17 protein-coding genes are annotated in these 20,772 nt (G+C 70.8%); 6 read left to right on the top strand and 11 right to left on the bottom strand.

Going from position 1 to position 20,772, the window contains the following annotated elements:
* Positions 1–2: 2 nt before the first annotated feature.
* The 3 genes from JYK02_RS39225 to JYK02_RS39215 form a co-directional block, all read right to left on the bottom strand.
* The gene (locus tag JYK02_RS39225) at positions 3–860 is read right to left on the bottom strand and encodes an alpha/beta fold hydrolase (RefSeq protein WP_242589638.1); all 858 of its coding nucleotides are present in this window, start codon (positions 858–860) and stop codon (positions 3–5) included.
* A 423-nt stretch (positions 861–1,283) separates the two neighbouring features.
* The gene (locus JYK02_RS39220) at positions 1,284–2,042 is read right to left on the bottom strand and encodes a class I SAM-dependent methyltransferase (RefSeq protein WP_242589696.1); all 759 of its coding nucleotides are present in this window, start codon (positions 2,040–2,042) and stop codon (positions 1,284–1,286) included.
* 164 nt (positions 2,043–2,206) lie between these two features.
* On the bottom strand, positions 2,207–2,767 hold the full coding sequence (locus JYK02_RS39215; protein WP_120525032.1) for a NifU family protein: 561 nt from the start codon (positions 2,765–2,767) through the stop codon (positions 2,207–2,209).
* 140 nt (positions 2,768–2,907) lie between these two features.
* On the opposite strand from JYK02_RS39215, the gene JYK02_RS39210 reads away from it, so the two are divergent.
* From JYK02_RS39210 to clpA, 4 genes are all read left to right on the top strand, one after another.
* A complete protein-coding gene (locus tag JYK02_RS39210; RefSeq protein ID WP_207058161.1) occupies positions 2,908–3,348 on the top strand; it encodes a hypothetical protein in 441 nt (146 codons plus the stop codon).
* A gap of 65 nt (positions 3,349–3,413) precedes the next feature.
* On the top strand, positions 3,414–4,574 hold the full coding sequence (locus tag JYK02_RS39205; RefSeq protein WP_207058159.1) for a GNAT family N-acetyltransferase: 1,161 nt from the start codon (positions 3,414–3,416) through the stop codon (positions 4,572–4,574).
* A 60-nt stretch (positions 4,575–4,634) separates the two neighbouring features.
* Positions 4,635–4,961 (top strand): ATP-dependent Clp protease adaptor ClpS, encoded by a 327-nt coding sequence (locus tag JYK02_RS39200; protein WP_014399347.1) that lies wholly within the window; start codon positions 4,635–4,637, stop codon positions 4,959–4,961.
* Positions 4,962–4,964: 3 nt separating this feature from the next.
* On the top strand, positions 4,965–7,247 hold the full coding sequence (gene clpA / locus JYK02_RS39195) for an ATP-dependent Clp protease ATP-binding subunit ClpA (protein WP_207058158.1): 2,283 nt from the start codon (positions 4,965–4,967) through the stop codon (positions 7,245–7,247).
* Positions 7,248–7,326: 79 nt separating this feature from the next.
* On the opposite strand, the gene JYK02_RS39190 is transcribed toward clpA, so the two are convergent.
* From JYK02_RS39190 to fabI, 8 genes are all read right to left on the bottom strand, one after another.
* Positions 7,327–8,946, bottom strand: coding sequence for a methyl-accepting chemotaxis protein (locus JYK02_RS39190; RefSeq protein ID WP_207058156.1), 1,620 nt, complete (start codon positions 8,944–8,946; stop codon positions 7,327–7,329).
* A gap of 97 nt (positions 8,947–9,043) precedes the next feature.
* A complete protein-coding gene (locus JYK02_RS39185; protein ID WP_207058145.1) occupies positions 9,044–10,111 on the bottom strand; it encodes a chemotaxis protein CheB in 1,068 nt (355 codons plus the stop codon).
* Positions 10,108–12,309: a hybrid sensor histidine kinase/response regulator gene (locus JYK02_RS39180; protein WP_207058143.1), complete on the bottom strand. Its 2,202-nt coding sequence runs from the start codon at positions 12,307–12,309 to the stop codon at positions 10,108–10,110. Before JYK02_RS39180 ends, JYK02_RS39185 begins: the two co-directional genes overlap by 4 nt.
* A complete protein-coding gene (locus JYK02_RS39175; protein WP_207058141.1) occupies positions 12,299–12,844 on the bottom strand; it encodes a chemotaxis protein CheW in 546 nt (181 codons plus the stop codon). Before JYK02_RS39175 ends, JYK02_RS39180 begins: the two co-directional genes overlap by 11 nt.
* Positions 12,841–14,073, bottom strand: a complete 1,233-nt coding sequence (locus JYK02_RS39170; protein ID WP_207058139.1) for a CheR family methyltransferase — start codon at positions 14,071–14,073, stop codon at positions 12,841–12,843. The genes JYK02_RS39175 and JYK02_RS39170 overlap by 4 nt, the downstream gene beginning before the upstream one ends.
* Positions 14,070–14,936: a response regulator gene (locus JYK02_RS39165; protein ID WP_207058137.1), complete on the bottom strand. Its 867-nt coding sequence runs from the start codon at positions 14,934–14,936 to the stop codon at positions 14,070–14,072. Before JYK02_RS39165 ends, JYK02_RS39170 begins: the two co-directional genes overlap by 4 nt.
* A gap of 5 nt (positions 14,937–14,941) precedes the next feature.
* Entirely contained in the window at positions 14,942–15,319 is a 378-nt protein-coding gene (locus JYK02_RS39160; protein ID WP_207058135.1) for a response regulator, read from the bottom strand.
* A 161-nt stretch (positions 15,320–15,480) separates the two neighbouring features.
* The gene (gene fabI, locus JYK02_RS39155; RefSeq protein ID WP_207058133.1) at positions 15,481–16,314 is read right to left on the bottom strand and encodes an enoyl-ACP reductase FabI; all 834 of its coding nucleotides are present in this window, start codon (positions 16,312–16,314) and stop codon (positions 15,481–15,483) included.
* Positions 16,315–16,587: 273 nt separating this feature from the next.
* On the opposite strand from fabI, the gene JYK02_RS39150 reads away from it, so the two are divergent.
* Positions 16,588–19,467, top strand: a complete 2,880-nt coding sequence (locus JYK02_RS39150) for a 2-oxoglutarate dehydrogenase E1 component (protein WP_207058131.1) — start codon at positions 16,588–16,590, stop codon at positions 19,465–19,467.
* The gene (odhB, locus tag JYK02_RS39145) at positions 19,457–20,680 is read left to right on the top strand and encodes a 2-oxoglutarate dehydrogenase complex dihydrolipoyllysine-residue succinyltransferase (protein WP_207058129.1); all 1,224 of its coding nucleotides are present in this window, start codon (positions 19,457–19,459) and stop codon (positions 20,678–20,680) included. The genes JYK02_RS39150 and odhB overlap by 11 nt, the downstream gene beginning before the upstream one ends.
* Positions 20,681–20,772 lie beyond the last annotated feature (92 nt).

Below are 20,772 nucleotides of genomic sequence, written 5' to 3'. Positions count from 1 at the left end.
CCTCAGGGCTCGGGCGCGGCGGTGTCCACGGGCGGCAGCTGTTCCAGGAACGTCATCACGCGGTCCGCCGTGTCGCGCGGCCGCTCCATGGGGAACAGGTGCGAGGCGAGCGGGAGCGTGTCCACCCGCGTGCGCTGCATCTCGCTCTCCGCCCGCGCCAGCGCGTCGGGAAGGAGCGTGTCGGAGCGCTCGCCGCGCAGCACCAGCGTGGGCGCCGCGTTCGCGCGGATGAGCGTCCACGGGTCCGCGGGGAACGTCTCGAAGATGCGGGCCTCCCACTCGCGCGGAAAGCGCAGCCGGAAGTCGCCCTCGTCCGTGGGCACCAGGCCGTGGGTGATGTAGTCGCTGAAGCAGTCCGCGTCCCAGTCCTTGAACAGCGTGCGCTGACGGTACGCGGTGGCGGCCTCCTCGCGCGTCGTCCACCGGTCCCGCCGCCGCAGCGCGCCCCGCACGATGGCGGTGCGGTCCATGCGGCCCAGCAGCTTCATCAGGCGCAGCGCCCACAGCCGGGGGCCGGTGACGAGCACGGGGTCCAACGCCACCACCGCGCGGAACAGCCCCGGGTTCGCGGCGGACGCCATCAGCGTGCTGGTGCCGCCCACGCTGTGCCCCACGCCCAGCACGCCGGAGCGCCCACGCGCCTTCAGCTCGCGCGCCAGGTCCTCGCCCAGCTCCTTCCAGGTGGTGAGCGCCTTCGGGTCCTGGCCCGGCATCAGCGGCCGCGTGCGCAGGGACACCACGTGGTAGCGCGTGGCGAGCCGCGTGAAGAGCTTCCGGTACGTCTCCGGAGGGAAGCCGTTCGCGCAGGCGAAGTGCAAGAGCGGCCCGCTGCCGCCCCAGTCATCCAGCTCCAAGGCCATGCCCCTTCCCATCGACCCTCCCCCCCGCGTCGTGGCGGAGGGACTTCACGGCTCACCCCGCGCACATCCGGTGCCCTGACGGCCACCGCCGGCCCCACTCCGGGACGACACTGCGTACCCCGGCATTCAGACACCGCGAACGCCGCCCTGGGTTCCCCCGGCGGGCCCGACCTCCGGCATCGACGCCATCCTGACCGGCCCCCCTGACGTTCCCACGTCCTCCGACACGCGCCGGGGCCCGCCCTCAAGGGATTCAGCCACCTGGAGTGTCGTCCCGTGCGCAGCCCACGGTTGCCCGGTCATGTAACGCCTGCCCGGCCGCCTCGCACGGCCGGGCACGGCCTCCCCGGGATGGGGGACGCGCGTCCCCCACCCGTGAGGTTGCCTGCCCGTCCCTCCGGTCCAGGGGCGGTCCGCTTGCGCTCAGGATTCCGGAGGTGACGCGGGCGATGCGTCCGCCTCAGCCGTCGCGTCCGACGAAGGCTCCGTGTCCGCCGTGGGCTCCGCGCCGGCGCCCGCGGGCGTGATGCCCAACAGCCGCGTCAGCCGGGGCTGCACGCCCGTCTCCGCCAGCAGCGCCTGGAGCTGGAGCCGCGCGCGCCGGTTGTCCCGGTGCACCCGCCGCCCGAGGATGAGCTCGTTCTTCAACGAGTGTTCCCACCCGGTCAGCTCCGTCACCGTCACCTGGTAGCCGAACGCCTCCAGCGTCAGCGCGCGGATGACGTTCGTGAGGTGCGAGCCGAACTCGCGCCGGTGCATGGGGTGCTGGAAGAGCAGCGGCATGGAGCCGCCCGTCTTCGGCTTCTTCTCCTTCAGCTGCGCGGCCACCTCCGCCTGGCAGCACGGCACCACCGCCACGTGGTCCGCGCCGTGCTGGATGGCCGCCACCAGCGCGTCGTCCGTGGCCGTGTCGCACGCGTGCAGCGCCATCAGCACGTGGATGCGCTCCGGGTACTGGGCCGCGTCGATGTGCGCCGTCTGGAAGCGCATCCGGTCGAAGTGCAGCCGCTCGGCGCGGCCCTTCGCGCGCTCCGTCAGGTCCGGCCGCCCTTCGATGGACAACAGCTCCCCGCCCGCGGCGTCCTTGAGGAACAGCTCGTAGACGACGAAGCCCAGGTACGCGTTGCCGCTGCCGGCGTCCACCACCACGGGGTTCGCGTGGCGCGTCTGCACGTCCTCCATCGCGGGGCGCAGCAGGCCCACCAGGTGGTTCACCTGCTTGAGCTTGCGCAGCGCGTCCGCGTTGAGGTGTCCCTCGCGCGTGAGCAGGTGCAGCTCACGCAGGAGGGCCTGGGACTGGTCCGGCAAGAGCTCCTTGCGGACCTGCGGCGCCTTGACGTTCCGCCTCAGACGGACACCACTTCGGTGACCTCCGGGATCATCTCCCGGAGCCGGCCCTCGATGCCCATCTTCAGCGTCGCCGTGGACGACGGGCAGCCCGCGCACGAACCCTTCATGTGCAGGTACACGATGCCGTCCTCGAAGCGGTCCAGCGTGATGTCGCCGCCGTCCTGCGCCACGGCCGGGCGGATCTCCTCGTCCAGGATGAACTGGATGCGCTGCTCCACCGTGCCGTCCGCGCTCGTCGCCTGACGCGCCGCCGCGACCGCCGCCTCGTCCACCACCGGCAGGCCTTCCGACAGGTGCGTGTCCAGGGTGGACATCACGGAGTCGTTGAGCTCGTCCCACTCGCCGGACTCGCCCTTCGTCACGGTGACGAAGTTCGTGCCCAGCATCACCGCCGTCACGCCCTGGATGTCCATGAGCCGGAGCGCCAGGGGCGACTTGGCCTGCGCCTCGTCCCGGTTGGTGAAGTTCACCGCGCCACCGCCCAGCAGCTTGCGGTCCACCACGTACTTCAACGTGCTGGGGTTGGGGGTCCACTCGAGCTGGATGTTCACTGACATGTGTTCTCCCTACGAAAGTCCGCTTCCTCTAAAGGGCGCCGGGCCCCATAGCAACCTGTCCGGCTGTCAGGCAAACGCCCCGCGCCGTTCATTCACTCCGGATGGAGCAAAGGCCCGTCACCGATGTAAGACAGGCCCCTATGCCCTTCCCGCCACGTCTCGCCCACCTCGCCACCAAGGCCGTGGTGGTGGCCAAGCTGGGCCCCACCTACGCGGATGCCCACCGCATCGACTCCGAGGAGGCCGCCCAGCGCCTGTCCTCCGCCCTCTCCGGGCGCCTCCTGACCTCCCTGCTGGAGGCCACGTGGACGCAGATGCTCGGGAGCACGAAACGTCTCAAGGAAGAGGGCCTCCTGGAGAAGGTGGCCGCCACCCTGAGCGACCGGCCTCAGCGGCCGGGCAAGGTCGCCAACGTGACGCCCGGCTGGAGCGCGTTCCTCATCCTGGTGGACCTGGAGGTGGGCACCGCCAGCGACGCCGCCCGCCGCGTCATGGAGTCCGACGAGGGCCGCAAGCGCGCCGCCGCGGGGCTGACGGAGGTCGCGGGCTTCCTCGCCCAGGAGCTCACGCGCGGGAAGTAGGCGGCGCCCTGGTGGCCGTGGCGGCAGCCGCCACCCGCCGTTATAGGCTGGCGCTCGCCACGTCCATGTCCGCCCCGCTCCCCACCACGCTGCGCCTGCTTCAGTCCATCACCGACGTTCCCGCGCCGGCCTGGGACGCGCTCGTGGACCCGGGGTCGGTGCCCTTCCTGGAGTGGGGCTTCCTCGCCGCGCTGGAGGAGAGCGGCAGCGTGGTGCCCGAGCGCGGCTGGCACCCGCGCCACCTCACGCTGTGGCGGGGCTCGCGCCTCATCGCCGCCGCGCCCGCGTACCTCAAGGACGACAGCCACGGCGAGTTCGTCTTCGACGCCGCCTGGGCCACCCTCGCCGAGCGCGCGGGCCTGCGCTACTACCCCAAGCTCGTCCTGGGCGTGCCCTTCACCCCCGCCACCGGCCGCCGCGTGCTGGTGGCCCCCGGCGAGCACGCCCCCACCCGCGAGGCCGAGCTGTACAACGCCGCGCTGGAGTACGCGCGCGCGGAAGGGCTCTCCAGCGTCCATGTCCTCTTCCCCACCCCGGAGGAGCTGCCGGTGCTGGAGGCGCAGGGCTACGCGCTGCGGCTGGGCGTGCAGTACCTCTGGCGCAATGCGGGCTACCGGACGTTCGAGGACTTCCTCGGCCGCTTCCGCTCCAAGCGGCGGCACCAGCTTCAGCACGAGCGGCGCGCCATGGAGGCCCAGGGCATCAGCGTGCGCACGCTTCGCGGTGACGCGCTGGCGGAGGTGGACGCGGCCTGCGCCCACCAGCTCTACGTCTCCACGGTGGACCGCTACCCGTGGGGCGTTCGCTCGCTGACCGAGGACTTCTTCGCCCGCCTGCTCGCTGGCTTCCGCCACCGGTGTGAGTTCGTGGAGGCCCGCCGGGAAGGCCGCAGGGTGGCGGGCGCGTTCAACTTCACCGGGCCGAGCACGCTGTACGGGCGTTATTGGGGAGCGCTGGAGGAACATCCGTTCCTGCACTTCAACGTGTGCCTCTACCACCCGGTGGAGGACTGCATCGCCCGGGGCCTTCAGCGCTTCGAGCCCGGCGCGGGCGGCGAGCACAAGCTCACCCGGGGTTTCGAGCCGCACCTCACGTACAGTGCGCATCTGTTCCTCCACCCCGGCCTGGACCGGGCGGTGCGCGGCTTCCTGGCGCACGAGCGGGCAGCCGTCGAAAGCGGCCTGCCGCTGTGGTGGGCGGAGACGGGTTTCAAGGAGCGGGTCTGAAGCGTTTCACGCAGGCCCGCCAAAGGTTCGCGAAGCGAAGGCAAGGGAGTCCGCAAGCCCATGGCTCAGAAGCACCAACACGATGACGGCCAGGTCGTCACGGAGGCCGTCCCCAAGCAGAAGCTGAAGAGGCCGACGCTCTACAAGGTCCTCCTGCACAACGACAACTACACCACGCGTGAGTTCGTCGTGGCCGTGCTCAAGGAGATCTTCCACAAGTCGGAGACGGATGCCGTGCAGATCATGATGCACGTTCATTACAACGGCATCGGTGTGGCGGGCGTTTATACCTACGACGTCGCCGAGACGAAGCTCAAGACAGTGGAGGCCGCGGCGAGGGACAACGGGTTCCCCCTGCGGCTGTCCATGGAACCCGAGGAAGGCTGAACCGTGGCAGGACCATCGATTGCCAAAGAATTGCAGGCCAGCTTCCGCACCGCGCTCGACGAGGCGCGGAAGATGCGTCACGAGTACCTGACCCTGGAGCACCTGCTCCTGGCCCTCACCCGTGAGTCGCGCACCCGCGAGGTGCTCAAGGGCTGCGGCGCGAACGTCAAGCGCCTGCAGGAGAACCTGACCTCCTTCCTGGAGGAGACGGTCGAGCGGCTGCCTGACGACGTGGACGCCGAGCCCCAGCAGACCATCGGCGTGGAGCGCGTGCTCCACCGCGCCGCCATGCACGCGCTGTCCGCGGAGCAGAAGTACATCGACGGCGGGGACGTGCTGGTCGCCATGTTCCGCGAGGAGGAGAGCCACGCGCTCTACCTGTTGCAGCAGGAGGGCGTCACCCGCCTGGACCTGCTCAACTTCATCTCCCACGGCGTAGCCAAGGACGGCGAGTCGGAGGGCGAGTCGCGCCCCACGCCCGCCGGGGACGACGAGGACGGCGAGTCCCAGAAGAAGAGCCCGCTGGAAGCGTACGCCGTGCAGCTCAACGTGGAGGCGAAGGCGGGCCGCATCGACCCGCTCATCGGCCGCGACAAGGAGCTGGAGCGCACCATCCAGGTGCTCTGCCGCCGCCGCAAGAACAACCCGCTCTACGTGGGTGAGGCCGGCGTGGGCAAGACGGCCATCGCGGAAGGGCTCGCGCTCCACATCACCGAGGGCCGCGTGCCCGAGGCGCTGAAGAACGCGGTCGTCTACTCGCTGGACATGGGCGCGCTGCTCGCGGGCACCAAGTTCCGCGGCCAGTTCGAGGAGCGCCTCAAGGGCGTGCTCAAGGCGCTCCAGGAGCTGCCGGACGCCATCCTCTTCATCGATGAAATCCACACCATCGTCGGTGCCGGGGCCACGAGCGGCGGGTCCATGGACGCGTCCAACCTGCTCAAGCCCGCGCTGGCTTCCGGGCGGCTGCGCTGCATCGGCTCCACGACGTTCCAGGAGTTCAAGGCGTCCTTCGAGCGCGACCGCGCGCTGTCCCGCCGCTTCCAGAAGATTGAAGTGGACGAGCCCAGCGTGGAGGACACCGTCAAGGTGCTGGAGGGCCTGCGCAGCCGCTACGAGGAGCACCACCACGTGAAGTACGGCGAGGGTGCGCTCCAGGCGGCGGCGGAGCTGGCGGCCAAGCACATCAACGACCGGTTCCTGCCGGACAAGGCCATCGACGTCATCGACGAGGCCGGCGCCGCGGAGCGGCTCAAGCCGGAGGGCGTGCGCACGGGCGTCGTCTCCGCGCACGACGTGGAGCAGGTCGTCTCCAAGATGGCGAAGATTCCGGCCAAGAGCGTGTCCGCGAGCGAGGGCGTCCAGATTCAGAACCTGGACAAGGAGCTCAAGGGCGTCATCTACGGGCAGGACAAGGCCATTGAAGAGATGGTGGGCGCCATCAAGCTGTCGCGCTCCGGCCTGCGCGCGCCGGAGAAGCCCATTGGCAGCTTCCTCTTCTCCGGCCCCACGGGCGTGGGCAAGACGGAGCTGGCGAAGCAGCTGGCGCACAGCCTGGGCGTGGAGTTCCTGCGCTTCGACATGAGCGAGTACTCGGAGAAGCACACGGTGAGCCGGCTCATCGGCGCGCCTCCGGGCTACGTGGGCTTCGACCAGGGCGGCCTGCTGACGGACGCCGTGCGCAAGCACCCGTACGCGGTGCTGGTGCTGGATGAGATCGAGAAGGCCCACCCGGACCTCTTCAACATCCTGCTCCAGGTGATGGACCACGCGACGCTCACGGACAACAACGGCCGCAAGGCGGACTTCCGCAACATCATCCTCATCCTGACCACCAACGCGGGTGCGCAGGAGATGAGCACCAAGGCCATGGGCTTCGGGGATACCAGCGTGGTGGTGGACGGCTCGCGGGCGAAGAAGGCCATCGAGCGCACCTTCACGCCGGAGTTCCGCAACCGGCTGGACGGGTGGATTCTGTTCTCCGGCCTGCCCCCCGAGGTCATCCTCAAGGTCGTGGACAAGGAAGTGCGCCTGCTCCAGAAGGTGCTCGACGAGAAGAAGGTCAAGCTGGAGCTCACGCCCGCCGCCCGCGCGTGGCTGGCCGAGCACGGCTACGACCCGGCCTTCGGCGCGCGCCCCATGGCCCGGCTCGTGGACAACACGCTCAAGAAGCCGCTCGCGGAGGCGCTGCTGTTCGGCTCCCTCAAGAGCGGAGGCGTGGCCCGCTTCGACGTCGTGGACGACGCGGTGAAGCTCCAGGCCGAGTCCACCGAGGCCGTGCCGGCGTAAGCGCACCGCAGTACGGCACCGGCTTGAAGCACCCGAGGCCCCGGGCCCCCTTCATGGGGACTCGGGGCCTTCGTGTTTCCTACTTCAGCGTGATCTCGACCTTGTAGGCGCCCACGGCGCTGGAGAGCTGCTCGGAGATGATTTGGAGCGTGGTGGCCGCCTCGCCGGTGGAGCCGATGCGGGCCACGGTGTCGTCCATCATCTTGGACAGGTCATTCACCGCCAGGGTGATCTGATTGATGCCCACGTTCTGCTGGTTCACCGCGGCGGCGATCTGCCGCACGGCGGCGGCGTTGTCCTGGACGATGGAGGACAGCTCGCGCAGGTTCTGCCCGCTGTTGCGCACCTGAGCCAGGCCCGCCTCCATCCGCTCCGCGCCGCGCTCGGTGATGCGCACCGCGGCGGTGACGGAGTTGGCGATGTCGTCCAAGAGCTCCCGCACCCGCGTCGTGGCCTGGATGGACTGGTCCGCCAGCGCCCGGATTTCGCGCGCCACCACGCTGAAGCCCTTGCCGTGCTCACCGGAGCGCACCGCTTCGATGGCCGCGTTGAGCGCGAGCATGTTGGACTGGTCCGCCAGGTCCTTCACCGTCTGGGTGATGCCGCCAATCTGACGCGTGCGCTCGCCCAGCTCCAGGATCTTGTCCGCGATCTCCCCCACCTGCGCGCGGATGTCGTTGAGGCCCGCCATCGTCTGCTCGATGGAGGCCTCGCCCGCCTTGGCCAGGGTGTCCGCGCGCTCGGCGACGCTGAGCACGCTCTCCGCCTTCTGCGCGGCCAGCGTGGAGGTCTGCTTGATCTCCTGCGCCGTCACCTGCGTCTCCTGCAGCGCGGCGGCCTGGCGGGAGATGGTCTGCGCCTGCTCGGTGGAGGACGCGTTGAGGTGGTCCGTGGACTGGGTGAGCGCGGTGGCGGCGTGCTGCAGGTTGAGCGTCACCTCGCGCAGCTTGCCCACCATCTGCGAGAAGGAGTTGGACAGCCGCCCCACCTCGTCGTTGCCGCGCGTCTTGATGGGGCGGGTGAGGTCGCCGGACGCCACGATGTGGCCCGCCACGGACGTGAGCTCCGCCAGGGGCCGCACGATGCTCCGGCCGAACAGCGCCGCCAGCACCACGCCGCCCACCACCAGCAGCAGCGCGAACCCCAGCATCCGCCAGCGCAGCGCGTCCACCTTCGCGTCGATGAACTCGCGCGCCATGCCCACGTGCACGGTGCCCAGCCGCCCCTTCTCCGCCACGGCCGCCGCGACATCCAGCGCGCGCAGCGTCTTGCCGCCGCGCGACAGCCGGACCTCCGGCACCACGCGGGTGCGGCCCGTGCCCACGGCGGGCTGCGCGTCGAGCGCGGCCTTCAGGGGCTCCGGGAACGGGCCCTGGAAGGAGTGCACCAGCACGAAGCCCGTCGGGTCCTGGATGAAGATGTAGGCCAGGTCCTCGCGCTCACGGAACGTCTCCAGCAGCGGCTGGAGCGACCCCATGCCCGCGGACACGCCCTGCTCCGCCGCGATGGCCAGGCTCAGCGCCACGGACTCGCCCTCGCTGGCGTGGCGCTCCTCCAGGTTGGACGCCAGTTGGCGCGTGGCGATGAGCGTGAGGATGAGGGCCACGGAGGCGCTGATGACCGCCGTGACGAGCACGAACTTCTGCGCGAGTCCAAGCCCACGCAGGAGGGAAACAGGGAGCGCGGCGGAGGGCTTCAAGGGGACACTCCCGGGGTGGCGAGCTCGGGCGGCCGACCGTCGGCCACCCAACGCCAGGGACAACGCAGGCGGCTGCGATTTGTTGGCGAAGACCGTCTCACCGGGCGCCCCCCTCAGGGCCGCGAGCAGGACGGAACGGCGGACGCTGACAGCTCTGCAGGATGAGGTCCGCCACCAGGGCCAGGGGCGTGCCCCCGTCGGTGGCCTTCAGCTCCACGGCGGCGCGCGGCATGCCGTAGACGACGCTGGACGCCTCGTCCTGGGCCAGGGTGACGCCCCCGGCCTGGCGGATGGCCAGGAGGCCCCGCGCGCCGTCCTCGCCCATGCCGGTGAGGACGCCGCCGCCGCTCCTGCGGCCGTACGCCATGGCCAGCGAGCTCAGGAGCACGTCCCCGTTGGGGCACGGCCCCCCGGTGCTGCGCTGCAGGCGCGCCAGGCCGATGCTGTCCACCAGCAGGTCATGCCCGTCCAGCGGGAAGTACACGCGGCCCGGCTCCAGCCGCTCGCCGTCGCGCGCCACGCCCACCTGCAGCTCGCACACCTGGGACAGCCAGCGCACCATGCCCTGCGTGAAGCCCACGGTGATGTGCTGCGCCACCAGCATGGGCACCGGCAGGTCGCGGGGCAGCTTGGACAGCACCTCCGCCAGCGCGGGCGGGCCGCCCGTGGAGGCGACCAGGCCGAACACGTCCACCCGCGCCCCGCTGGGCACCGGCGGCGGCGCCACCGCGCGCGGGCGGCGGGAGATGACGGGCACCTCCGCCATCAGGCACACGGAGTGGGCCAGCTCCCGGCCCCAGCGGCGCAGCTCCTCCGCGTTGGTGACGTTGGGCTTGCCGATGAGCTCCAGCGCCCCGGCGCTCATCGCCTGGAAGCCCAGGTCCACGCCGCGCTGCTCCGCCACCGCGCTCACCACCAGGATGCGCGCGGGCGCCTGGGACATGATGTGCGCGATGGCCGCCGGGCCGTCCAGGCCGGGCAGCAGCAGGTCCATGGTGATGACGTCCGGGCGCAGGAGCCGCGCGAGCTGCACGGCGCGGTTGCCATCCCCCGCACGGCCCACGACCTCGATGCGCGGCTCCTCCGTGAGGAGCGCGGTGAGGGTGTTGGCCATGGTGGGCGAGTCATCCACCACGAGCACGCGAATGGACTTCTTCGAGCTCAAGCGCGGCTCCCACGGCGGCTCATCACGTCCAACACCTCCGCGAGCAGCCGGCCCGCGGCGCACTCGCGCTTGCTGAGGAAGCCGTCCGCCCCGGACGCCAGGCCCCGGTCGCGCGCGACCTGGGTGTCGTGCGCGGAGACCAGGATGACGGGCAGCGTGCGCGTGTCCTTGTTCTCGCGAAGCCGCGCGATGAGCTCGATGCCGTCCATCTCTTCCATGTCCAGGTCACAGATGACGACGTCGTAGGTGTCCGCCTGCAGCCGCTCCAGCGCCCGCGCCCCGCTGGCCGCCAGGTGCACCTGGAAGCCGCCCGCCTCCAGCATCGCCCGGTGCAGCGCGCGCGCGGTGAGCGAGTCATCCACCACCAGCGCCCGCCGGCTCACCGCCGACACCGTCACCTTCTCCGAATCCGACACCACCCAGTCCGGCCGGAGGATGAGCAGCAGCTCACCGCGGCTGAGCGTCGCCGCGCCCTGCCAGGCCGCCACGTCGCGCACCTCCGACGGCAGCGGGCGGATGACCAGGTCCCGGTCCCCCACCACCGCGTCCACGCCCAGCGCCACGCGCTTGCCGCCGCTCTGCACGATGAGCAGCGGCTGGCCTTCCGCGGGCGGAGACGACGCGCGCAGGCCCAGCCGCGCGCCCAGGTCCACCACCGGCAGCAGCTGCCCCTGGTATTCCAGGTGCGTGCGGCGCTTGCCCACGCGCAGCATGTCCGGGCGCGCCAGCTGCGTGGACTCCACCGCCAGCATGGGCAGGCCCACGAACTGCTCCAGCGCGCGCACCATCAGCACCGGCGAGCTGCCCAGGTCCACCGGCAGGGTCAGCACGAAGCGAGTGCCCTGCCCGCGCGTGCTCGACACCTCGATGCGGCCCTGCAGGGCCTCCACCGTGGCGCGCACCGCGTCCAGGCCCACGCCGCGCCCGGAGGTGTCCGTCACGTCCGAGCGGGTGCTGAAGCCCTCCGCGAAGATGAGGTCACGCACCTGGTTGTCGTTGAGCCGCGCCGCCTCCTCCGCCGTCACGAGCCCGCGCTTCTCCGCGGCCTTGCGCACCTGGTGCAGGTCGATGCCGCGCCCGTCGTCGCTCGCCTCCAGGTACAGCAGGTTGCCCTGCTGCTCCACGCGCAGCGTGAGCGCGCCCTCGTGGTGCTTGCCGGCCTTCTCGCGCTCGGCGGGCAGCTCCAGGCCGTGGTCCACGGCGTTGCGCAGGATGTGCACGAGCGCGCCCTGGAGCTTCTCCAGCAGGCGCCGGTCCAGCGACACCTCCGCGCCCACCACCGACAGCCGCGCCTCCTTGCCCAGTTGGCGGGACAGGTCGCGCACCATGCGCTGCAGGGGGTCCAGGATGGTGCGCGTGGGGCGCGTGGTGATGGCCTTGAGGCCCTCCTCCAGCGCGTCCACGACGTCGCTCGTCTCCTCGCCGTCGGTGCGCAGCGAGCGGCCCGTGCCGGACAGCAGCGTGCGCGCCTCCGCGGTCTCCGCCAGCAGGCCCTGCTTCGCGAGCAGCGTGGACACCCGCTCCAGCTCGCGGCTGCGCTCCTCCACGCGCAGGCGCACCTCGCGCAGGCGCTCCACCTCGCGCATCAGCGACGTGACCTGGTTGGCGCTCACCCGCCACCCGGCGTCCGCGGACTCGCCCGCGGGCTCCAGCGGGGCGGGTGCTTCAGCGAAGGGGTTGAACGGGGCACTGGCCGGGGCACTGACCGCCGGAGCACTCGCGGCCGGAGCGCCAGGCTCGGCGGGCGTGGCCTGCGCGAAGCCTCCGCCCGGCAGCACGGCGGACTCCTCCGGCGGCGGCGCGGAGGCGACCAACTGGGCCAGCGCGGCGGCGGGGTCCGGCAGGTAGTCCCCCCGGCCGTCCGCGTGCGCCTGGGCGCGCAGCATGAAGAGGTCCAGCCCGTGCAGCAGCACGTCCACCACCGGGCGCGGCATCTTCTGCGTGTGCGCCTTGAGCGGCGCCAGCGCGTCCTCCAGCTTGTGCGCGATGTCGCCCAGGTCCTGGAGGCCCAGCGACGCGGCGCTGCCCTTCAGCGTGTGCAGGTGCCGGCCCAGCCGCGTGTAGATTTTCGCGAGCGCGTCGTTCTCCAGCCCCTCGCGCTCCAGCTCCAGCAGGTCCATGGTGACCTTCTGGATGACCTCCTGGGCCTCCACGGCGAAGCCCGCGACCAGCGGCTGCAGCATCGGATCAACGGGCATGTCGCACTCCCACGTCGGAGCGGAGGAACAGGCGCCGCGGGTCGATGAGGTGGATGAGCTGCCGGTCCTGGGTGAAGACCTCCACCACCGGCCCCTCCGCCCGGGCGCGCGCGGCCTCCACGGACGCGAGCGGCAGCGTGGTGGGGCGCGGGATGGCCTCGCAGTCGAGCGCGCACAGCTCGCCGTCGCCCCGGTCCACCACCAGCAGCACGGCCGGGTCCTGCCGCCACCCGTGACCGCCCAGCAGCGACGCCAGGCTCAGCGCGGACAGCACCTGCCCCTGGAAGCGCAGCACGCCAATCACCGCGGGCGCGGACAGCGGCACCGGCGTCACCATGCGCAGGGGCAGCGCCGCGCGCAGCGACTCCAGCGGCAGCGCGTAGCGCTCCTCGCCCAGCGGGAACTCGGCGATCCAGTGGACCGCCTCCTCCACGGTGGACTCGCCCTGCTCGCGCAGGCGCGCGGCCCGGCGCGCGAGCAGATCCCGCGTCTCCGACTCCAGGGCCTCGTCCACCACCAACGGCGTCCCCTTCATTCCAGCGCCCCCAGATTCAGGTAGGCGTCAGCGGACGCCAGATAGAAGCGCGCGGGCAGCGCCTCCGGTCCATCCACCAATGCGTCCGGCGGCAGCTGCCCCGCCCGCGTGCGCAGCGCGCGCATCAGCGGGAAGGCCGCGTCCCGGGCGCCCGCGCGCTCACGCAGGAGCGCCAGCTCCAGCAGGCCCGGCAGGTAGTCCGGCGCCTGCTTCACCAGCAGCTCCAGCACCGCCGTCGCGCCGGCCACGTTGCCCTCTTCAATCCGCTCCAGCGCCTGCAGGTGCAGCCTCGCGGGCGAGGGCGGAGGGGACGGAGGCGGCGCGGGGGCGGCCGGAACGGGCGCGGACAGCCGCCGGGGCGCGGGCGACATGCGCGGCGCGACCACCGGCGGCGCCACGGGCAGCTGCGCGAAGGGGCGCTCCTCCAGGCGGGGCTTGCGGAAGGCCTGCAGCTCCGGAGGCCCCTCGCGCGTGAGCCCCGGCGGCGTGCGGTCCACCTCCACCGTGCCCAGGAACAGCAGCCCTCCCGGCGTCAGCGCCCGCGCCAGGTGGACGATGGCCGCGTCGCGCGCGGACGGAGAGAAGTACGTGAGCACGTTGCGGCAGAGGATGAAGTCGAAGTGCCCGAAGCGCTCCGGCAGCGGCGCCAGCAGGTTCGCCGGAGCGAAGCGCGTCACCTTGCGCACCTCCGGGAGGATGGAGACCTGACGCCCGTTGAGCAGCTCGTAGACGGGGTGCAGCGCGGGGGCGGACTCGCGCCGGGACCACGCGCCGTAAGTGCCGCGCCGCGCGGCCTCCAGGCTGGCCTCGTGCAGGTCCGTGCCCACGACTTCCACCGGCATCCCCGGGGGCGCGCACGCCAGCAGGCACGCGGCCAGCGAGTAGGCCTCCTCGCCGGTGGCGCAGCCCGCGCTCCAGCCGCGCAGGTGCAGGGCGCCGTGGCGCAGCGCGGATGGGATGCCCTCCTGCGTGATGTAGCGGAAGTGCTCCGGCTGGCGGAAGAAGTACGTCTCCCCCACCAGCACCGCGCGCACCAGCGTGTAGGCCAAGGGAGAGCCCAGCTGCTGCAATTCGCTCAGGACCTCCGTGGACACGCGGCCCCGGGCCAGCTCCGCGCGCAGCACGCGCTCCACCGCCTCCTGGGCGATGGCGTCGTCCCGGAAGCCGGTGGTGTCCGCCACCACTTCCCGGGCACGGGCCAGAAGCCTCGGGTCGAGCCCCGCACTCATGCGCTCCGCTCTTCCTCCACCGGCGCGAGCAGCGCGGGCAGGTCGCGCAGGAGTCCCCGCGCGATGAAGACCTTCGGATCCAGGATGGGCAGCGCCCGGCCGCCGGTGCGCAGCATGCCCACGAGCCCTTCCTGCAACAGGCCGTGCTCGGCGCCGCCCACCTTCTCCCGCCGGTCGATGTCGCCCGCCTGGAACTCCTCCGGGTCCTTCACCGTGTCCACGGTGAGCGCCAGCTGCACGCCCTCCGCTTCAATGACCACCAGCATCCGCTCCGGCAGGGGCACCCGGTGCTCCACGCCCAGCCGCAGCGCCACGTCCAGCACGCACACCGCCTGGCCGCGCAGCTCCACGTACTCGCGCAGGTACGACGGGCCGGTGGGCAAAGGCCGCGTCAGCGGCTGCAGCAGGACCTCCTTCACGGAGTCCAGCGGCACGGCGAACTCGCGCTCGCCCACGTTGAGCCGCAGCACCAGCATGGCCCCGGAGCGCGAGCGCCTGCGCGCGTTCTCCAGCGCTTCACCCACGCGCGCGAGCAGCTCGTCCGCGCGGAAGGGCTTGGGCAGGAACGCCTCCGCGCCGAAGCCCAGGCACGCCTCCGCGCGCTGCTTCTCCGAGGAGATGATGATGACCGGGATGTCCGCCGTGCCCGCGTCCGCCTTCATCCGCTGGAGCACCTCGTCCCCGTCCATCTCCGGCATGGACAGGTCCAGGAGCACCGCCGCCGGATGCAGCCGCCCCACCTTGTCCAGCGCCTCACGGCCATTGCTGGCCGTGTGGATGGTGTAGTGGCCGGAGAGGATGGCCCGCTCCAGCGCCAGGATGGCGTCGCTGTCATCCACCAGCAGCAGCGTCGGCAGGCTCACGGCGTTCAGCCCCCGGTCAGGAACTGACGGACCGTCTTGGTCAGCTCGTCGTGGGACACCGGCTTCTGGATGAAGGCGTTGGCCCCGGCTTCCGAGCCGCGCTGGCGAAGGTCGTTGCCCTTCTCCGCGGTCAGCAGGATGACCGGCACCTTCTTCACCTGCGCCTGCGCGCTCGCGCGGACCTCCTTCACGAAGGTGATGCCATCCATCACCGGCATGTTGATGTCCGCGATCACCACGCTCACCGGCACCAGCCGCAAGAGCTGCAGCGCGCGCTGCGCGTCCTCCGCCTCGACGATGCTGACCTTGAGGTTCATCAGGTAGATCTTGAGGATGTTGCGGACGGTGGGGCTGTCGTCCACCAGCAAGACATTGGTGCTCACTGTGCCACGGCTCCTCGCACAGGCTCCGCGGCGTGCGGAGATGTCCTGCGCTGCATGATTGATCCTACCGTGAGCGCTTCGACGGGCGGAAGCGGGGGGCCTCCGTCCGCCGGCAAGCCTGGCAGGTGATTGTCGGGACTTTCCGACAAGGTTGGATGGCGTCAGCCGTCCTTGGGCGTGGGGTTCGCCTGGACCCCTTCTGCGGGTGTCTCCACCGTCTCCACCGGCGGTGCGCCCACCGCGTGGTAGCCGCCGTCCACGTGAATCATCTCGCCCGTGGTGGACGACAGCCAATCCGACAGCAGGGCACAGGCCGTCTTGGCCACGTGGTCGTGGCTGTCCTTGTCGCTCCAGCCCAGCGGAGCCTGCTTGCCCCAGTACTGCGCCAGTGCCTTGAAGCCCGGGATGCCCTTGGCGGCGACGGTGGCCAGGGGGCCCGCGGCCAGCGCGTTCACGCGGATGCCCTTGGGGCCCAGGTCGCGCGCCAGGTAGCGCACGGTGGCCTCCATGGCCGCCTTGCACACGCCCATCCAGTCGTAGATGGGCCACGCCTGCCGGTTGTCGAAGTCCAGCGCCACGATGGAGCCGCCGTTCGTCATCAGCGGCGCGCACGCCACCGCCAGCTCCTTCACGGAGAAGGCGGAGATGCGGAATGCCGTCTGCACGCTCTCCCAGGGGGTGTTGAGGAAGTTGCCGCCCAGGGCGTCCTCGGGCGCGAACGCGATGGCGTGCAGCACGCCGTCCACGCGGCCCCACTTCTGGCGCAGCGCCTCCGTCAGCGCCGGAAAGTGCGCCGGGTTCGTCACGTCCAGCTCCAGCACCTCCGTGCCGGGCTTGAGCCGCTTCGCGCTGCGCTCCGTGAGGGACTTGGCCCGGCCAAAGCCGGTGAGGATGACCTCGGCGCCCTGCGCGATCGCGTGCTCCGCGACGCCAAAGGCCAACGACTGCGGGGTGAGCACGCCGGTGATGAGCAGCTTCTTGCCCTGGAGGAGCATGTCGGTACGTTCTCGATTGGGGAGGGAAGAGGGGGCGTGTGCTTACCACTCCTGAACGTTGGAGGGAGGCCCCCGCCGTCCCTTCTCCCGCGGCCCCGGATGTACGTCTGTTCAGCATGCCAGGGAATCCGGCGCTCGGTGAAGCTCCGCTCACTTGGAGGATGACTCCAGCTGCTCTCTTGAGCGAAGACAGGCAGCCGGGCGTGACGCGGTTCAACAAACCTGAGGCGAAAACCCCCCAACACGTCCCCCATCCAGTAAAAGACCCCCGCCATGGCGAATTTCCAGGACAGTTTCCTCTCGGGTGGAAACATCGACTTCATCGAGGGGCTCTACGCGCGCTTCCTCGAGGATCCGGGCAGCGTGGACGCGAGCTGGCGCGAGGTGTTCGAGCGCAACGACGGCACGGGCCGCCCCATCTTCAACACGAAGCTTCTGGAGGCCCCGACACCCGCCGCACCGGAGGGTAAGGGCAAGGGCAAGGCGAACGGCGTGGCCGCGCAGGCCCCGGCCGCCGCTCCGCAGGCTGCCGCCGCTCCGGCGCAGGACATCGGCCTGCAGTCGAAGGTGGACCAGGCCATCACCGCCTTCCGGCTGCGCGGCCACCTGCGCGCGAAGCTGGATCCGCTGGACCGCCCGCGCCCGCAGCTGGGGCACGTGGCGGACGTGGCGCTGATGGATGAGAACCACTTCTCCGCGAAGGAGCTGGAGCAGGCGGTGGAGTGCAACAACGTCTTCCCGCAGCAGCGCGTGCGCCTTTCGGACCTCGTCACGCGCCTGCGCCGCACGTACTCCGACCACATCGGTGTGGAGTTCATGCAGATGCTCGACAGCGAGCGTCGCCGCTGGCTCATGAAGCGCATGGAGCACAGCGACAACCGCACGCCGTTCTCCGTGGAGGACCAGCGCCACATCCTCACGAAGCTGTCGTACGCGGAGGGCTTCGAGAACTTCCTGCACACGAAGTACGTGGGCGCCAAGCGCTTCAGCCTGGACGGCGGCGAGGCCCTCATCCCCATGCTGGACGCGCTCTTGGAAGTGGGCAGCGGCATGGGCCTGAAGGAGCTGGTCATCGGCATGGCCCACCGCGGCCGCCTCAACGTGCTGACCAACATCCTGGGCAAGAAGCCGGATCAGATCTTCAGCGAGTTCGACGGCCCCAAGGACCCCAAGGCGTACCTGGGCCGCGGCGACGTGAAGTACCACATGGGTTTCTCGTCGGACCACACCACGCGCGCCGGCACGAAGGTGCACCTGTCGCTGGCCTTCAACCCCAGCCACCTGGAGTGCGTGGGCCCCGTGGTGGAGGGCCGCGTGCGCGCCAAGCAGGACCGCGGCGGGGACGCGGAGCGCACCGGCGTGGTGCCGCTGCTCATCCACGGCGACGCGGCCTTCATCGGCCAGGGCATCACGTCGGAGACGCTCAACTTCTCCGGCCTCAAGGGCTACACGACGGGCGGCACGGTCCACATCGTCATCAACAACCAGGTGGGCTTCACCACCGACCCGTCGGACTCGCGCTCCAGCATCTACTCCACCGCCATCGCGCAGATGCTGGACATCCCGGTGTTCCACGTGAACGGGGATGACCCGGAGGCGTGCGTGCACGCGGCGCGGCTGGCGGCGGAGTACCGCCAGACGTTCAAGAGCGACGTGGTCATCGACCTCATCTGCTACCGCCGCTACGGCCACAACGAGGGCGACGACCCGTCCTTCACCCAGCCGGCGATGTACGACCTCATCCGCAAGCACCCACCGGTGCGCGCGCTGTACGCGAAGGCGCTGGCGGAGGCCGGCCGCATCACCACGGAGGAGTCGGACGCGCTCAAGCAGCGCTGCTTCCAGGACTTCGACGCGGCGCTCACCCGCGCCCGCCAGGAGAGCCAGTTCAAGGAGCCCAACGCGCTGGAGGGCCTGTGGAAGCCCTACAAGGGCGGCCTGCTGAAGAACGCGCCCCAGGTGCCCACGGCGGTGGCCAAGGCCACGCTGCGCGACGCGCTCCAGAAGCTGGCCACGGCGCCGGAGGGCTTCAACGTCCACCGCGACGTGGAGCGCACGGTGCTCAAGAAGCGCCAGGGCATGCTGGAGAGCGAGGAGCTCCAGTGGAGCGAGGGCGAGTCGCTGGCGTACGCCACGCTCCTGTCGGAGGGCTACACCATCCGCCTGTCCGGCCAGGACAGCGAGCGCGGCACCTTCAGCCACCGCCACGCGGTGCTGCACGACACGCAGACGGGCGAGGAGTTCACGCCGCTGCGCCAGTTCGCCACGGGCAAGGCGACGTTCAACGTCTGGAACAGCCCGCTGTCGGAGATGGGCGTGCTGGGCTTCGACTACGGCTACAGCCTGGACGTGCCGGACGGCCTCACCGCCTGGGAAGCCCAGTTCGGTGACTTCGCCAACGGCGCGCAGATCATCATCGACCAGTTCATCGCCGCGGCGGAGAGCAAGTGGCGCCGGCTGTCCGGCATCACGCTGCTGCTGCCGCACGGCTACGAGGGTCAGGGCCCGGAGCACTCCAGCGCGCGCCTGGAGCGCTTCCTGGACCTGTGCGCCGAGGACAACCTCCAGGTCTGCTACCCCACGACGCCCGCGCAGATCTTCCACCTCTTGCGCCGCCAGGTGCTGCGCCCGGTGCGCAAGCCGCTGGTCATCATGTCGCCCAAGAGCCTCCTGCGCCGTCCGGAGGCCACCAGCCGCATGGACGACCTGGCCACGGGCGCGTTCCAGGAAGTGATTCCGGACGCGAAGGCGGACGCCGCGAAGGTGAAGCGGCTGCTCTTGTGCAGCGGCAAGGTGTACTACGACCTGGCCAAGGCCCGGGACGAGCGCAAGGACGACTCCATCGCCATCGTGCGCGTGGAGCAGCTCTACCCGTTCCCGCAGGACGAGCTGGCGAACCTGGTGGCGAAGCTGCCGGCGCTCCAGGAGCTGTACTGGGTGCAGGAGGAGCCGCGCAACGCGGGCGGGTGGCACTTCATGTTCCCGCGCCTGCACGACCTCCTGTCGCACCGCGCGCAGCAGACGGTGAAGCTGGGCTACATCGGGCGCGCCGAGGCCGCCAGCCCCGCCACCGGTTTCACGAAGACTCACGACTACGAGCAGCAGCTCATCATCGAAGAAGCCATCCTCCGAGGACCCCAGAATGGCCGTTGAACTGAAAGTCCCCCCGCTCGGCGAATCCATCACCGAGGCCGTCGTCGGCAAGTGGAACAAGAAGCAGGGTGAGTCTGTCTCCGCGGACGAGCCGCTCGTCGTGCTGGAGACCGACAAGGTCACCATCGACGTGCCCTCCCCCGCCGCGGGCAGCATCGCGTCCATCGCCTTCAAGGAGGGCGACAAGGTCCGCGTGGGCGACGTGCTGGGCACCATCGAGGCCGGTGCTGGCGCCGCTGCCTCCTCGCCCGCCGCTGCCGCCGCCACGCCCGCGCCCGCCCAGGCCGCGGCGCCGGTGGCGTCCGCCGCCGCCCAGGCCGGAAGCGACGCGCGCATCACCCCCACCGCGAAGAAGATGGCGGAGGAGAACCGGGTGGACGTGGGCCAGCTGAAGGGCTCCGGCACCGGCGGCCGCATCATGAAGGAGGACGTGCAGGGTCAGTTGAACCGCCCCGCCGCCACCCCTTCCGCGCCTCCGGCCCCCACCGCGCCGTCCGGCCCGCGTCCCAACGCCGCGCGCGAGGAGCGCGTGCGCATGACGCCGCTGCGCAAGCGCGTCGCCGAGCGCCTGCTCCAGGCCCAGTCCAACGCCGCCCTGCTCACCACCTTCAACGAGGTGGACATGGGCGAGGTGATGGCGCTGCGCAAGAAGTACAACGACAAGTTCCAGGCGAAGCACGGGGTGAAGCTCGGGTTCATGAGCTTCTTCATCCGCGCGTCCGTGGAGGCCCTCAAGGCGTTCCCGCAGATCAACGCGGAGATCGACGGCGAGGACGTCATCTTCAAGCACTACTACGACATCGGCGTGGCCGTGAGCGGCAGCCGTGGCCTGGTGGTGCCGGTGGTGCGTGACGCGGACAAGCTGTCGCTCGCGGACCTGGAGAAGACGGTCGGTGACTACGGCGGCCGGGCGCGCAACGACAAGCTCACGATGGCGGACCTCACGGGCGGCACGTTCACCATCACGAACGGCGGCATCTTCGGCTCCATGCTGTCCACGCCCATCCTGAACCCGCCGCAGACGGGCATCCTGGGCATGCACAACATCGTGGAGCGCCCCGTGGCCCGCGACGGCCAGGTGGTCATCCGGCCCATCATGTACATCGCCCTCACGTACGATCATCGCCTTGTGGACGGTCGCGAGGCGGTGCAGTTCCTCGTGCGCGTGAAGGAGTGCATCGAGGACCCCGAGCGCCTGCTGCTCGACATCTGACTTACTCCCCCGCACATGGCGGTGCGGGGGTGGAAGACGGGCATTCCCGGTGGGCCGGCTGGACTTCCAGTCGGCCCTTTCACTACAAATAG

Origin of the sequence: Corallococcus macrosporus (assembly GCF_017302985.1) — a bacterium.
In the GTDB taxonomy this organism is placed as follows: domain Bacteria; phylum Myxococcota; class Myxococcia; order Myxococcales; family Myxococcaceae; genus Corallococcus; species Corallococcus macrosporus_A.
This window is presented reverse-complemented; position numbering and strand designations above follow the sequence as displayed.

Excerpts from the sequence above, each read along its gene's own strand:
- JYK02_RS39225 (WP_242589638.1), bottom strand. The coding sequence starts at position 860 with ATGGCCTTGGAGCTGGATGACTGGGGCGGCAGCGGGCCGCTCTTGCAC.
- JYK02_RS39210 (WP_207058161.1), top strand. The coding sequence starts at position 2,908 with ATGCCCTTCCCGCCACGTCTCGCCCACCTCGCCACCAAGGCCGTGGTG.
- fabI (WP_207058133.1), bottom strand. The coding sequence starts at position 16,314 with ATGCTCCTCCAGGGCAAGAAGCTGCTCATCACCGGCGTGCTCACCCCG.
- JYK02_RS39150 (WP_207058131.1), top strand. The coding sequence starts at position 16,588 with ATGGCGAATTTCCAGGACAGTTTCCTCTCGGGTGGAAACATCGACTTC.
- JYK02_RS39215 (WP_120525032.1), bottom strand. The coding sequence starts at position 2,767 with ATGTCAGTGAACATCCAGCTCGAGTGGACCCCCAACCCCAGCACGTTG.
- JYK02_RS39175 (WP_207058141.1), bottom strand. The coding sequence starts at position 12,844 with ATGAAGGGGACGCCGTTGGTGGTGGACGAGGCCCTGGAGTCGGAGACG.
- JYK02_RS39170 (WP_207058139.1), bottom strand. The coding sequence starts at position 14,073 with ATGAGTGCGGGGCTCGACCCGAGGCTTCTGGCCCGTGCCCGGGAAGTG.
- JYK02_RS39220 (WP_242589696.1), bottom strand. The coding sequence starts at position 2,042 with ATGGAGGACGTGCAGACGCGCCACGCGAACCCCGTGGTGGTGGACGCC.
- JYK02_RS39180 (WP_207058143.1), bottom strand. The coding sequence starts at position 12,309 with ATGCCCGTTGATCCGATGCTGCAGCCGCTGGTCGCGGGCTTCGCCGTG.
- JYK02_RS39200 (WP_014399347.1), top strand. The coding sequence starts at position 4,635 with ATGGCTCAGAAGCACCAACACGATGACGGCCAGGTCGTCACGGAGGCC.
- JYK02_RS39205 (WP_207058159.1), top strand. The coding sequence starts at position 3,414 with ATGTCCGCCCCGCTCCCCACCACGCTGCGCCTGCTTCAGTCCATCACC.
- odhB (WP_207058129.1), top strand. The coding sequence starts at position 19,457 with ATGGCCGTTGAACTGAAAGTCCCCCCGCTCGGCGAATCCATCACCGAG.